A 12600-nucleotide genomic window follows, 5' to 3' on the forward strand; every position below is an offset into this window, starting at 1 on the left:
CAGGAGATGCGCCATGGTCAAGCTAGCACTGTGGGTGCCGCTCGAAGCCGTGCCCGGGAAGGAAGCCGAAGTGGAGCAGTTCCTGAAAGACGGCTTGCCGGTGGTCGAGCAGGAGGCTGGCACCACGGCCTGGTTCGCGCTGCGGCTGGGGCCATCGCGGTTTGGCATCTTCGATGCCTTTCCCGACGAGGCTTCGCGCGATGCGCATCTGGCCGGCAAGGTGGCGGCAGCGCTGATCGCCAGGGCGCCGGAACTGTTCGTTGGTGCGCCCCCGATTCAGAAGATCGAAGTCCTGGCAGCCAAGCTGCCGTGAACGCGCTGGAGTCCGACATGGAGCGGCAGTTCGAATATGGTGGCTATACGGTGGTCGCGAGCGCGGTTCCCGAAGCGGGTGGCGGCTTTGCCGCGCAGTTGAGGATTGCCGACGCCTTCGGCGAGCCTTCGGGCCCGACTTTCGAGGCGCTGGCCGGCAAGGCGCCGACGCCCGAAGCCGCGGTCGCCATGGCCGAAGCCGCCGCCATGCGCGCCATCGACGCCGGCGAGGTCAACTAGCCCTGCACGACGCAGCCCGCCGGCACGCCCATTCATTCCTGGAGACCGTTATGGCCGAAATCGGCGAATGGAAGAAGAAGGTCTACGAAACCCATGAAGTGCAGGTCCAGGTACGGCTGCGCTCGCAAAGCGAGTGGGAATACACCGTCCGCGCCTGTCGTGCCGGCTGCAATATCCGCGCCGCGTCGACGCTGGTCGAAAAATCCCTGATCACCGACCACTACAAGTCTGCCGAAGCCGCGGAAATCGCCGGCTTTGCGCACGGAGAGCGGCTGGCCAAACGGCTCTAGCGGCCTGCCGCTGGCCGGTGGCGCTAAAATCGCGCCCTTCGCAGTCAAGGCCTCCATGTGGTACGACGAGCCGGTGCTTGGCGCCGGCTGGTGCTGCGTGCGCGGCGCTTCGCCCATTCCGAGGCAGAAAGCCATGAAGAAATTCGCCATCCTGATGTGCTGCATGGGCAATATCTGCCGTTCGCCCACGGCGGAAGGCGTCTTGCGCGCCAAACTCGCCGCGGCAGGGCTTGCGGACCTGGTCGAACTCGATTCGGCCGGCACCCATGAGTACCACCTGGGCCGCGCGCCGGACCTGCGCACCCAGCGTCACGCGCAGCGGCGCGGCTATGATCTCTCGGCGCTGCGGGCCCGCAAGGTCGGTTTGCCGGATTTCTCGCGTTTCGACCTGGTGCTGGCCATGGACCACGACAATCTCGAACGCCTGTCCGCGTTATGCCCGCAGGCCAATGCGCAGCAATTGCGGCTGCTGATGAGCTTTGCGACCCGTCACGACGCTGACGAAGTGCCGGACCCATACTACGGCGAAGGCGACGGTTTCGAGCGCGTGCTCGACTACGTCGAAGATGCCTGCGACGGCATCGTCGACATGCTGCGCCAACGTCTGCGCGGCGAGACTGCCTGACATGCGGCGCGCGCCGTCCCGCCATCCCTGTGAGAATTCATGCTGCGAACCCTGTTCCGGAAATGGCGCGAGTCGCGCAATGCCAGCCTTCAACTCGACGCCATCCTGACGGCTGCGGATCCGGATGCGCCGCTGGCGGACCGCAACCGATGGCTGATCGAACTGGGCTTCTGGATCCGTCGCGACGGCATGGCAGGCGTGGAGATCGATGGCGGCGAAGGCCCCGGGCGCGGCACCGGCAGCTTTCGCGAACATGTGCGCATGCGCTACCTGCTGCAGGTGCTCGAGCGGCATTCCAGCTGGGCCGAACGGTTCGGTGCTACGGTGCGCAGCATCGTGCGCGACAACGATCCCACGGCACTGTTCTGCGACACGGGCGTGGCTTCCCATCCGGGCTTCGTCAGCGAGATGGTCCACCGCCTGCAGGCGCGCTTCCTGCCGCCGCCGCCCAACCACAGCGATATGGCGGCGCTGTTTGCGCTGCTGTTTGTCGGGCAGCACGATGCCGATTGGGTCGAATCCCTGGATGACGAACTGCTCGCCCGACTGGCGCGCGTGCTACGCGCGGACCTGGTTGATGACGAGCACGCCGATGCGGGCGCGCAGGCGATGGCCCGCTACTGGGCAGCGCTCGAAAGCATGCTGTTCACCAGCATCGCCGTGCTGGTCAGCCAGGTTCGTGCCACCGGCCTGAGCCAGTCGGTGCGCTCGCGGCTGCGCGGCAGGGTGGAAGACACGCCGTTCTACCCGCTCGACAGCGCCATCCAGGCATTGTGCGAGCCTGGACTGACCCATGCGGACGAGGCCTTCGGCCAGCGCCTGAACTACTTCCGTGCGCTGCTGGACGGTTGCCACGCCGCCGCGCTCCAGGTCTATGCGGATCTGGAAGAGAACGGAGTTTCGGTCGAGGTCGTGTTCCAGATCGAGCGCATGAAGGTCCAGCTCGCACGTATCGAGTTGCTTCTCGCGACATGGGTCGAGCCGTGGCGTCCCGGCATGCATGCGCACCTGGTGGCGGAACTGATCCGCTCCACGCAGGCACGCCGCAGCGTGTCCGACCTGGCCGGCGCGTCATTCGCGCAACTGGCGCGCCGCGTGGTGGAGCGCTCGGCCGAGACCGGCGAGCACTACATCACGCGCGACCGCAAGGAATATGGCGAACTCATGCGCGCGGCGGCCGGTGGCGGGCTGATCACCGTTGCCACCGTGTACCTGAAGTTCCTGATCTACGGCCTGCACCTGGACAAGTTCATCGAAGGGTTGCTCGCCTCGCTCAATTACGCGGGCAGCTTCCTCGTCATCCATTTCGCGCATTTCACGCTGGCCACGAAGCAACCCGCCATGACCGGGCCCGCGCTGGCGCACCGGCTCGATGCAGCCGGGCGGCCGGAAGGGCGCGAGATATTCGTCGACGATACGATCGCGATGATCCGGTCCAATGCGGCCGCGATCTTCGGCAATCTGGCGGTGGTGTTTCCCGTCGCGCTGGCGATCCAGTGGCTGGCCAACAAGATCCTCGGCGCCAACCTGATCACGCCGGCAAAGGCCATTGCCACCATCGAATCGTTCTCGATCCTGGGGCCGACCCCCATTTATGCGGTATTTACGGGCGTGCTGCTGTGGCTGTCGAGCCTGATCGCGGGCTGGGCCGATAACTGGTTCGCGCTGCACAAGGTGCACGACGTCATGGCCTATAACCGCCGCTTGCGCTATGTGCTGGGCGAGCGCGGAGCGCAGCGGTTCGCGGATTTCTGGAAGCGCAATATGTCAGGCATCAGCGCCAATGTGTCGCTGGGTTTGCTGCTGGGGCTGGGCCCGGAAATCCTGAGCTTCTTCGGCCCCCATATGGAAGTGCGTCACGTGACGCTTTCAACGGGGTCGGTGGGCACCGCGCTAGGCGTGCTGGGCCTTGATGCGCTGCGGCTGCCCTCACTATGGCTCGCGGTCGCAGGCATCGCGCTGATGGGCGTGCTGAACGTGGCGGTGAGCTTCGCGCTGGCCTTCAATATGGCGCTGCGGTCACGCCACCTGAAGCGGATGGATCGGGCTGACCTCAGCGCGGCCGTGCGGCGCCGCATCCTGCAGCACCCGATGTCGCTGATCGTGCCGCCCCGGATGGCAGGCGCTGAGCCGGTCGCCGGAGGCCGCGGGGCATGATGCAGTGCCGTAGGGGTAGTTGACTGAATTAGTCGGGTACCTTTATACTTGACGGAAACGATCAAGTATTAGCCCTGCAATTAGCCCTGCATCATGAGACTGACCACCAAAGGCCGCTTTGCGGTCACTGCGATGATCGACCTGGCCATGCGCCAGGACCAGGGACCCGTCACGCTCGCGGGCATCAGCCAGCGGCAAAAGATCTCGCTGTCCTACCTGGAACAGCTGTTCGGCAAACTGCGCCGGCATGAGATCGTCGAAAGCGTGCGCGGCCCGGGCGGTGGCTACAGCCTCGCGCGCAAGGCGGAAGACGTCACCGTGGCGGACATCATCATCGCCGTGGACGAGCCGCTCGATGCCACCCAGTGCGGTGGAAAGGGCAATTGTAACGGAGATGACGGCTCCGGGCGTTGCATGACCCATGAACTGTGGGCGACGCTGAACCAGAAGATGGTCGAATACCTCGACTCCGTATCCCTCAAGAACCTCGTGGACCAGCAGCGCGCCAAGCAGCCGGCTGTCCTGCACGACATGCGTGAAGACGCCGCCGTGCAGCAGGCAGCACCCGCCGCGCGCGGCAAGTCGGACAAGGCGGCAGAGAAGCCGGTCCGCGCCCGGGTGGTGAATTCGGTTTTCAGCCTGGCGCAGTCCTGAAGCGCCCGGCAGGCAAGCAGCGAAGCGAAATATCAGCGGTCCCCCTGAATAAAAGGCAGTCATAACGATGAGCACCCCACATTTCCCCATCTACATGGATTACTCGGCCACGACACCGGTGGACCCGCGCGTGGCGGACAAGATGATTCCGTACCTGCGCGAGCAGTTCGGCAATCCCGCGTCGCGCAGCCACGCCTATGGCTGGGATGCGGAGCGTGCGGTGGAAGAGGCGCGTGAACAGGTGGCCGCGCTGGTCGGCGCCGATCCGCGTGAAATCGTGTGGACCTCCGGGGCGACAGAGTCGAACAACCTGGCGATCAAGGGCGCCGCGAATTTCTATTCAGGCAAGGGCAAGCACCTCATTACGGTGAAGACCGAGCACAAGGCCGTGCTGGACACCACGCGCGAACTGGAGCGCCAGGGCTTCGAGGTGACCTACCTCGACGTGAAGGACGACGGCCTGGTCGACATCGAAGTGTTCAAGCAGGCGCTGCGCCCGGACACGATCCTGGTGTCGGTGATGCTGGTGAACAACGAGATCGGCGTGATCCAGGACGTCGAGCAGATCGGCGCGATCTGCCGCGAGAAGGGCATCATCTTCCATTGCGACGCCGCGCAGGCGACCGGCAAGGTGCAGATCGACCTGAGCACGCTGAAGTGCGACCTGATGTCGTTCTCGGCCCACAAGACCTACGGCCCGAAGGGCATCGGCGCGCTGTACGTGCGCCGCAAGCCGCGCGTGCGCATCGAAGCGCAGATGCACGGCGGCGGCCATGAGCGCGGCATGCGCTCGGGCACGCTGGCCACGCACCAGATCGTCGGCATGGGCGAAGCCTTCCGCATCGCCCGCGAAGAAATGGCGACCGAGAACGAGCGTATCCGCATGCTGCGCGACCGCCTGTGGAACGGCCTGAAGGGGATGGAAGAGGTCTACCTGAACGGCAGCCTCGAACATCGCGTGCCGCACAACCTGAACGTCAGCTTCAACTTCGTCGAAGGCGAGTCGCTGATCATGGCGATCAAGGAAATTGCCGTGTCGTCGGGCTCGGCCTGCACCTCGGCCTCGCTGGAGCCCTCGTACGTGCTGCGCGCGCTGGGCCGCAACGACGAACTCGCGCACAGCTCGATCCGCTTCACGGTGGGCCGCTTCACCACCGAGCAGGAAATCGACTTCACCGTCGAACTGCTCAAGAACAAGATCGGCAAGCTGCGCGACCTGTCGCCGCTGTGGGAAATGTTCAAGGACGGCGTCGACCTGAATTCGATCCAGTGGGCCGCGCACTGAGCGCCGCCCGCCAGCACGACCCCATAAAAGATTAAGCACGAGGTAAGCAAAATGTCATACAGCACCAAGGTTCTTGACCACTATGAAAACCCCCGCAACGTCGGTTCCTTCGATAAGGGCGACGACACCGTGGGTACCGGCATGGTCGGCGCTCCGGCTTGCGGCGACGTGATGAAGCTCCAGATCAAGGTGAACGAATCGGGCGTGATCGAAGACGCCAAGTTCAAGACCTATGGCTGCGGCTCGGCCATTGCCTCGTCCTCGCTCGTGACCGAGTGGGTCAAGGGCAAGACCGTCGACCAGGCGCTGGAGATCAAGAACACGCAAATCGCCGAAGAACTGGCGCTGCCGCCGGTGAAGATCCACTGCTCGATCCTGGCCGAGGACGCGATCAAGGCCGCCGTCGAGGACTACAAGAAGAAGCACCCGGGCGCCGACCAGAAGGCCGCCTGAGTGGCTTGAGTTCCGAACGCAGAAGGAAGACGCAACGATGATCACGATGACCGAGAAGGCCGCCAGGCACGTGGCCCGTTACCTGGAACGCCGCGGCAAGGGCGTGGGCCTGCGCCTTGGCGTGAAGACCACGGGCTGCTCGGGCCTGGCGTACAAGCTTGAATACGTGGACGAGCTGCACCCTGAAGACCAGGTGTTCGAGACCCATGGCCTCAAGATCATTGTCGACGCCAAGAGCCTGCCGTACATCGACGGCACCGAACTCGACTACGCGCGCGAAGGGTTGAACGAAGGTTTCCGCTTCAACAACCCGAACGTGAAGGACGAGTGCGGCTGCGGCGAGTCCTTCACGGTTTGAGCGCCGGCGCGGACGGGGCCGGATGGAACGCTGCATCGTCGGCTTCCACCGGGACGAGGAAGGCGACTGGGTCGCCGAACTCGATTGCGGGCACGGGCAGCACATGCGCCACAACCCGCCCTGGCAACTGCGGCCGTGGACGACCACGGAGCAGGGCAGGGCGGCCCGGCTTGGCGCAACCGTGAACTGCCTGAAATGCGATCGCAACGAACCACCCGCCGATTGGGCCCGTGCAACTGAACAGGGACGTACGCGCGGCGGTTGACGTGAATGCACAAGGGGGCGGCGCGACCGCTCCTTTTTGTTGGGGAAGCTGTTGAAAGACGATTTTTTTGCGCTGTTCGGCTTGCCGGTGCAGTTCGGCGTGGATGAGGCGGCGCTGGATGCCGCATACCGGACCGTGCAGTCGCAGGCGCATCCGGACCGCTTCGCCAACGCCGGCGAGGCCGAGCGGCGCGTGGCGATGCAGTGGGCCGCGCATGCCAACGAGGCCTACCGCACGCTGCGCCAGCCGCTCAAGCGCGCGATCTACCTGCTGGGACTGCGCGGCGTGGACGTGCAGGCGGAGAACAACACCGCCATGTCGCCCGCGTTCCTGATGCAGCAGATGGAATGGCGCGAGGACTTGCAGGACGCCGTCGAGTCCCGTGGCATCGAACGCCTGGATGGCCTGCTGCGCGCGCTGCGCAAGGAAAAGCGCGAGCGGCACGCGGCGCTTGGCGCGCTGCTGGACGCCGGCGACAACGAGGCCGCCGGCGCGGCGGTACGGCAGCTGATGTTCATCGAGAAGATCGAACACGACACCAGCGAAGCGATCGACCGGCTGGAAGAGTAGTCCCGGCACGTTTGGCGGGGCCATGTGACAATGGCGCCCGTCGCGAAAGCCGCCTGCGCGGCGCTCAACCTCGCGCACGAGAAAGCGAAGAAACATCATGGCACTGCTCCAGATTTCCGAACCCGGCATGTCGCCGGCGCCCCATCAACGCCGGCTGGCCGTCGGCATCGACCTTGGCACCACCAACTCGCTGGTGGCGGCGGTGCGCAACAGCATCCCCGAAGTCCTGGCCGACGATCGCGGTCGCGCGCTGCTGCCTTCGGTGGTGCGCTACCTGGCGGACCGCACGACGCATATCGGCTACCGTGCGCAGGACGAAGCGGTACGCGACCCGAAGAACACAATCGTTTCGGTCAAGCGCTTCATGGGCCGCGGCCTGAAGGACGTAGCCCACAACGAGCATAGCCCCTACGATTTCGTCGATGCGCCCGGCATGGTGCAGATCAAGACCGTCGCCGGCGTGAAGAGCCCCGTGGAAGTCTCGGCCGAGATCCTGGCGACGCTGCGCCAGCGCGCCGAGGATTCGCTCGGCGACGACCTGGTCGGCGCCGTCATCACCGTGCCGGCCTACTTCGACGAAGCCCAGCGCCAGGCTACCAAGGACGCCGCGCGCCTGGCCGGACTGGAAGTGCTGCGCCTGCTGAACGAGCCCACCGCGGCGGCGATCGCCTACGGCCTGGACAACGCGTCCGAGGGCATCTACGCGGTCTATGACCTCGGCGGCGGCACCTTCGATATCTCGATCCTGAAACTGACCAAGGGCGTGTTCGAAGTCCTGTCGACCGGCGGCGATTCCGCGCTGGGCGGCGACGATTTCGACCAGCGCCTGCTGTGCTGGATTGTCGAGCAGGCCGGCCTGCAGCCGCTGTCGGCGCAGGACACGCGCCTGCTGATGGTGCGCGCGCGCGCGGCCAAGGAAGCCCTGTCGGAAGGCGACAGCACGGTGATCGACGCTGTACTCGATTCCGGCGAGATCGTGCATCTGATGCTGACCGACGAGGTCTTCGACACCATTACCGCGCACCTCGTGCAGAAGACGCTGGCGCCGGTGCGCAAGTCGCTGCGCGATGCGGGCGTGGCGCCGGACGAGGTCCAGGGCGTCGTGCTGGTTGGCGGCGCCACGCGCATGCCGGCCATCCGCAAGGCGGTGGGCGACTTCTTTGGCCAGCCGCCGCTGACCAATCTCGATCCGGACCGCGTCGTCGCGCTCGGCGCCGCCATGCAGGCCAACCTGCTGGCGGGCAACCATGCGCCGGGCGAGGACTGGCTGCTGCTGGATGTGATTCCGCTGTCGCTCGGCGTGGAAACCATGGGCGGTCTCGTGGAGAAGATCATTCCGCGCAACAGCACCATCCCGGTGGCGCGCGCGCAGGAATTCACCACCTTCAAGGACGGCCAGACCGCCATGGCGATCCACGTGCTGCAGGGCGAGCGCGAGTTGGCCAGCGACTGCCGTTCGCTGGCGCGCTTCGAGCTGCGCGGCATCCCGCCGATGGTGGCCGGTGCGGCGCGCATCCGCGTGACCTACCAGGTCGACGCGGATGGCCTGCTGTCGGTCACCGCGCGTGAAACGCATTCGGGCGTGGAGTCGTCGGTGACCGTGAAGCCGTCGTATGGCCTGGCCGACGACGACATTGCGCGCATGCTGCAGGAAGGCTTCCGCGAAGCGGAGCACGACATGAAGAGCCGTGCGCTGGCCGAGGAACGCGTCGAGGCCGACCGCCTGGTCGAAGCCACCACGCGCGCGCTGCAGACCGACGGCGACCTGCTGTCGGCCGACGAACGTACCGCGGTCGAGGCGCTGATTGCCTCGGTGCGCGACATTGCCACCGGCGAGGATCACCACGCCATCAAGGCCGCGGTCGAGACACTGTCGCGCGGCACCGACGAATTCGCTGCCCGGCGCATGGACCGCTCGATCAAGAGCGCGCTGGCCGGGCGCAAGGTGCAGGAACTCGGCTGATCACCGGCCCTCGCATCGCCAAGCATCCATACCAGGACACGACATGCCACAGATCATCGTTTTGCCCCACGCCGAATACTGCCCGGAAGGGGCGGTGATCGAAGCCGAGACCGGCACCAGCGTCTGCGACGCGCTGCTGGCCAACGACATCGACATCGAACACGCCTGCGAGAAGTCGTGCGCCTGCACGACCTGCCACGTGATCGTGCGCGAGGGCTTCGACTCGCTCGACGAGGCCGAGGAGAAGGAAGAAGACCTGCTCGACAAGGCCTGGGGCCTGGAGCCCAACTCGCGCCTGTCATGCCAGGCCATCGTCGCCGATGAAGACCTGACCGTCGAGATCCCGAAGTACACCATCAACCACGCGAAGGAAGGCCACTGAGGCCCGGAGAACCCCATGAAGTGGACCGACACCTACGATATCGCCGCGGCCCTGTATGACAAGTTTCCCGACGTGGATCCGGTAACGATCCGCTTCACGGATCTGCGCAAATGGGTGCTGGAACTGGACGGCTTCAGCGACCTGCCCGAGCGCTCGGGCGAGAAGATCCTCGAAGCGATCCAGGCGGCGTGGATCGAGGAAGCCAACTGAGTGGCTTCTGAGGCCGGTCCATCGCGCCGCCCTCAGAAACGATACCCGACGCCTGCCACGAAGATATCGGCGTCGCGGTCGTAGCCCGTCATGACGCGATTCCATGACAGCCGGCCAAGCCAGTGCTGGCTGAGCCGGTAGCTGGCCGACAGCGTCAGCAGCCCGGCCCAGCGGGAAGGCGAGCTGTCCGCGCCTGGCCCGCGGACCTGCAGCGTGGTCGCGTAGTACGGGCCAGCGCCGATGCCCAGGGTGAGCTGGTCCCCATAGAAGCCGCCGCTCAGCCACGCTTGCGCCGCCACGCCGCGGCGCTGGACTTGCTCGGAACTCCCCTCCGCCAGATAGCTGAGCGTGCCTTCGATGCCGCGCCAGAACCCGTGCCGATACTCCACGGCCGCGGCGAATCCGGTTTCCGAAGCAAAGCTGTTGACGATGCTACCGCCTAGCAAGACCGTCAGTTCATCACCGGTTAGGGTGCCCGTGCGCGTGCCCGCGACAAAGGGGCCGTCGCGTCGCCCGTGGTCGAGCTGGTAGCCCACGCCCAGCAGCACCGTGTTGGAATTGAAACTCGACCAGGTTTGCGCGCGGTTGTATCGCGCCTGCACCATCCAGGGGCCGCCGCTCACATACCAGGTAGCCGCCGCGCTGGCCAGCAGCCCGAGGCCATGATGATTGCTGTAGCTGCCGTCGGGCTGTTCATCGGCTGTGTCGAAATACAGGTAAGGTCCGGCACCGGCTGAGAACGCGAACTGGCGGCCGGGCGTCAGCCAGCGCCACCAAAGCTGGGCCGCATGTCCGTCGCGATGGTGGCCGCTGACGTGCCCTTCATTCAGGTAGGTGTAAGTCGCATACCAGCGGTCCGTGAGGTTCTGCTGGTAGCTGTAGGCATAGACGCCGCTGCGGTCGTCGTCGGTGTGGATCGGCGGGTTGGTGTGAACGCCTCCCAGCAGCACGAGTTCCTGCCCATGCGCCGCGTGCTGGAACATGGCGAGCAGAAGGCCGCCAGCCAGGGGCGTGACGCGTTGCCAGATCCGGAGGGTCCTGCGGTTGGCGCATTGCATCTTTGGGGGTTCCGATGTGCCGGGGGGCGCTTAGAAAGCATAGCAAAGTGCAGAAACGGTTGCCGAGCAGCCGCAGGGCCTCTTTGTTTCGGAATATTCCGGTGATCATGCCCTCCACACACCTTTGGACCGTCCCGCACGCCAAAGAAAAACCCCGCCAAAGAGGCGGGGCTTCACTGGCCAGAACTGCATCCGTACTGACAGTGCTCAGTCCTCGCGCCGCAGGTGCGGGAACAGGATGACGTCGCGGATGTTCGGGCTATCGGTCAGCAGCATCACCAGGCGGTCGATGCCGATGCCGCAGCCGCCCGTCGGAGGCATGCCGTATTCCAGCGCGCGGATATAGTCCGCGTCGTAGTACATCGCCTCTTCATCGCCGGCGTCCTTCTGCTCGACCTGCTTGCGGAAGCGGTCGGCCTGGTCTTCGGCATCGTTCAGCTCCGAGAAGCCGTTGGCAATCTCGCGGCCCGTGATGAACAGCTCGAACCGCTCCGTGATGCCCGGCACCGTGTCCGAGGCGCGCGCCAGCGGCGACACTTCCACCGGGTAGTCGATGATGAAGGTCGGCTCCCACAGCTGGCTTTCCGCGGTTTCCTCGAACAACACCAGTTGCAGCGTGCCGATGCCGGCGTTGAGGAATTGCGGCGCGCTGGTGTTGACGCCGAACTTCTTCAGTTCGGTGCGCAGAAACTCGACATCGGCCAGCTGCGCGTCGGTGTATTGCGGCGCGAACTTCTGGATGGCCTGGCAGATGGTCAGGCGATGGAACGGCTTGGACAGGTCGAGTTCGCGGCCCTGGTAGTTCAGCACCGCGGTGCCGCTGGCGTCGATGGCGGCCTGGCGGATCAGGTTCTCGGTGAAGTCCATCAGCCAGCGGTAATCCGTGTAGGCCGCGTAGAACTCCATCATGGTGAACTCGGGGTTGTGGCGCGGGCTCACCCCTTCGTTGCGGAAGTTGCGGTTGATCTCGAACACGCGCTCGAAGCCGCCGACGATCAGGCGCTTCAGGTACAGCTCGGGCGCTATGCGCAGGAACATCTGCATGTCCAGCGCGTTGTGGTGCGTGATGAACGGCTTGGCCGCGGCGCCGCCCGGGATCGGGTGCAGCATCGGCGTTTCCACTTCCATGAAGCCGGCGTCGGCCATGTGGCGGCGCAGCGACGACATCGCGTTGGTGCGTGCGCGGAAGGTGTTGCGGGTTTCCGGCGAGACGATCAGGTCCACATAGCGCTGGCGGTACTTCATCTCCTGGTCGGCCAGGCCGTGGAACTTGTCCGGCAGCGGGCGCAGCGACTTGGACAGCAGCCGCAGCTCCTGCACCTGCACCGACAGTTCGCCCTTGTTGGTGCGGAACAGCACGCCGCGCGCGCTGATGATGTCGCCGAGGTCCCAGTGCTTGAAGGCGGCGTAGACGTCTTCGCCGACCTTGTCGCGCGTGATGTAGAACTGGATCTGGCCGCTGCCGTCCTGCACGGTGGCGAAGCTGGCCTTGCCCATCACGCGCTTGAGCATCATGCGGCCGGCGATGGCCACTTCGACCGGCGCGGCTTCCAGCGCGGGTTGGTCGGTCTCGCCGTACTGGGTGTGCAGCGCGGCGGCCTGGTGCGTCGGACGGAAATCGTTCGGGAAGGCCACGCCTTGCTCGCGCAGGGCCGCCAGTTTCTCGCGCCGCTCCGCGATGATCTTGTTTTCGTCGGCGGCCGGTGCTTCTGCGGTCGGTGCGCCCGGGGCGCGGGTGGGTTCGGTCATGATGTCTTGTCGGGGCGCGCGCGGCGTGC

Annotated in this window: 16 protein-coding genes; 14 read left to right on the forward strand and 2 right to left on the reverse strand. The window is 65.5% G+C overall.

Features of this window, described 5'->3' with window-relative positions:
- Positions 1–13 precede the first annotated feature (13 nt).
- From ACIGJB_RS05620 to iscX, 14 genes are all read left to right on the forward strand, one after another.
- A complete protein-coding gene (locus ACIGJB_RS05620) occupies positions 14–313 on the forward strand; it encodes a putative quinol monooxygenase (protein WP_483731765.1) in 300 nt (99 codons plus the stop codon).
- A 17-nt stretch (positions 314–330) separates the two neighbouring features.
- Positions 331–552, forward strand: a complete 222-nt coding sequence (locus ACIGJB_RS05625) for a hypothetical protein (protein ID WP_483711004.1) — start codon at positions 331–333, stop codon at positions 550–552.
- 50 nt (positions 553–602) lie between these two features.
- Positions 603–842, forward strand: coding sequence for a hypothetical protein (locus tag ACIGJB_RS05630; RefSeq protein WP_483711005.1), 240 nt, complete (start codon positions 603–605; stop codon positions 840–842).
- A gap of 133 nt (positions 843–975) precedes the next feature.
- Entirely contained in the window at positions 976–1467 is a 492-nt protein-coding gene (locus ACIGJB_RS05635) for a low molecular weight protein-tyrosine-phosphatase (RefSeq protein ID WP_483731766.1), read from the forward strand.
- A 39-nt stretch (positions 1468–1506) separates the two neighbouring features.
- A complete protein-coding gene (locus ACIGJB_RS05640) occupies positions 1507–3624 on the forward strand; it encodes a site-specific recombinase (protein ID WP_483731767.1) in 2118 nt (705 codons plus the stop codon).
- Positions 3625–3717: 93 nt separating this feature from the next.
- On the forward strand, positions 3718–4278 hold the full coding sequence (iscR, locus tag ACIGJB_RS05645; protein ID WP_483731768.1) for a Fe-S cluster assembly transcriptional regulator IscR: 561 nt from the start codon (positions 3718–3720) through the stop codon (positions 4276–4278).
- A gap of 61 nt (positions 4279–4339) precedes the next feature.
- Entirely contained in the window at positions 4340–5563 is a 1224-nt protein-coding gene (locus tag ACIGJB_RS05650) for an IscS subfamily cysteine desulfurase (protein ID WP_483732261.1), read from the forward strand.
- 51 nt (positions 5564–5614) lie between these two features.
- The gene (gene iscU, locus ACIGJB_RS05655) at positions 5615–6016 is read left to right on the forward strand and encodes a Fe-S cluster assembly scaffold IscU (protein ID WP_483711009.1); all 402 of its coding nucleotides are present in this window, start codon (positions 5615–5617) and stop codon (positions 6014–6016) included.
- A 37-nt stretch (positions 6017–6053) separates the two neighbouring features.
- The gene (gene iscA / locus ACIGJB_RS05660) at positions 6054–6374 is read left to right on the forward strand and encodes an iron-sulfur cluster assembly protein IscA (RefSeq protein ID WP_483711010.1); all 321 of its coding nucleotides are present in this window, start codon (positions 6054–6056) and stop codon (positions 6372–6374) included.
- 22 nt (positions 6375–6396) lie between these two features.
- Positions 6397–6639, forward strand: a complete 243-nt coding sequence (locus ACIGJB_RS05665) for a DUF3565 domain-containing protein (protein WP_483731769.1) — start codon at positions 6397–6399, stop codon at positions 6637–6639.
- A gap of 51 nt (positions 6640–6690) precedes the next feature.
- Positions 6691–7209 (forward strand): Fe-S protein assembly co-chaperone HscB, encoded by a 519-nt coding sequence (gene hscB, locus ACIGJB_RS05670; protein WP_483731770.1) that lies wholly within the window; start codon positions 6691–6693, stop codon positions 7207–7209.
- Between the two features lie 97 nt (positions 7210–7306).
- Positions 7307–9172: a Fe-S protein assembly chaperone HscA gene (hscA, locus tag ACIGJB_RS05675; protein WP_483731771.1), complete on the forward strand. Its 1866-nt coding sequence runs from the start codon at positions 7307–7309 to the stop codon at positions 9170–9172.
- 43 nt (positions 9173–9215) lie between these two features.
- The gene (gene fdx / locus ACIGJB_RS05680) at positions 9216–9554 is read left to right on the forward strand and encodes an ISC system 2Fe-2S type ferredoxin (RefSeq protein ID WP_483731772.1); all 339 of its coding nucleotides are present in this window, start codon (positions 9216–9218) and stop codon (positions 9552–9554) included.
- A 15-nt stretch (positions 9555–9569) separates the two neighbouring features.
- Positions 9570–9764 (forward strand): Fe-S cluster assembly protein IscX, encoded by a 195-nt coding sequence (gene iscX / locus ACIGJB_RS05685; RefSeq protein ID WP_224078270.1) that lies wholly within the window; start codon positions 9570–9572, stop codon positions 9762–9764.
- Positions 9765–9796: 32 nt separating this feature from the next.
- On the opposite strand, the gene ACIGJB_RS05690 is transcribed toward iscX, so the two are convergent.
- A complete protein-coding gene (locus tag ACIGJB_RS05690) occupies positions 9797–10822 on the reverse strand; it encodes a hypothetical protein (RefSeq protein WP_483731773.1) in 1026 nt (341 codons plus the stop codon).
- A gap of 207 nt (positions 10823–11029) precedes the next feature.
- Positions 11030–12571: a lysine--tRNA ligase gene (lysS, locus tag ACIGJB_RS05695; RefSeq protein ID WP_483731774.1), complete on the reverse strand. Its 1542-nt coding sequence runs from the start codon at positions 12569–12571 to the stop codon at positions 11030–11032.
- Between the last annotated feature and the right edge of the window lie 29 nt (positions 12572–12600).

Source organism: Cupriavidus sp. C2SS-8b (genome assembly GCF_057073745.1).

What these genes read in the sequence shown, in the direction of transcription:
- ACIGJB_RS05620 (WP_483731765.1), top strand. Translation starts at nt 14, where the DNA reads ATGGTCAAGCTAGCACTGTGGGTGCCGCTCGAAGCCGTGCCCGGGAAG.
- ACIGJB_RS05625 (WP_483711004.1), top strand. Translation starts at nt 331, where the DNA reads ATGGAGCGGCAGTTCGAATATGGTGGCTATACGGTGGTCGCGAGCGCG.
- ACIGJB_RS05630 (WP_483711005.1), top strand. Translation starts at nt 603, where the DNA reads ATGGCCGAAATCGGCGAATGGAAGAAGAAGGTCTACGAAACCCATGAA.
- ACIGJB_RS05635 (WP_483731766.1), top strand. Translation starts at nt 976, where the DNA reads ATGAAGAAATTCGCCATCCTGATGTGCTGCATGGGCAATATCTGCCGT.
- ACIGJB_RS05640 (WP_483731767.1), top strand. Translation starts at nt 1,507, where the DNA reads ATGCTGCGAACCCTGTTCCGGAAATGGCGCGAGTCGCGCAATGCCAGC.
- iscR (WP_483731768.1), top strand. Translation starts at nt 3,718, where the DNA reads ATGAGACTGACCACCAAAGGCCGCTTTGCGGTCACTGCGATGATCGAC.
- iscU (WP_483711009.1), top strand. Translation starts at nt 5,615, where the DNA reads ATGTCATACAGCACCAAGGTTCTTGACCACTATGAAAACCCCCGCAAC.
- iscA (WP_483711010.1), top strand. Translation starts at nt 6,054, where the DNA reads ATGATCACGATGACCGAGAAGGCCGCCAGGCACGTGGCCCGTTACCTG.
- ACIGJB_RS05665 (WP_483731769.1), top strand. Translation starts at nt 6,397, where the DNA reads ATGGAACGCTGCATCGTCGGCTTCCACCGGGACGAGGAAGGCGACTGG.
- hscA (WP_483731771.1), top strand. Translation starts at nt 7,307, where the DNA reads ATGGCACTGCTCCAGATTTCCGAACCCGGCATGTCGCCGGCGCCCCAT.
- fdx (WP_483731772.1), top strand. Translation starts at nt 9,216, where the DNA reads ATGCCACAGATCATCGTTTTGCCCCACGCCGAATACTGCCCGGAAGGG.
- iscX (WP_224078270.1), top strand. Translation starts at nt 9,570, where the DNA reads ATGAAGTGGACCGACACCTACGATATCGCCGCGGCCCTGTATGACAAG.
- ACIGJB_RS05690 (WP_483731773.1), bottom strand. Translation starts at nt 10,822, where the DNA reads ATGCAATGCGCCAACCGCAGGACCCTCCGGATCTGGCAACGCGTCACG.
- lysS (WP_483731774.1), bottom strand. Translation starts at nt 12,571, where the DNA reads ATGACCGAACCCACCCGCGCCCCGGGCGCACCGACCGCAGAAGCACCG.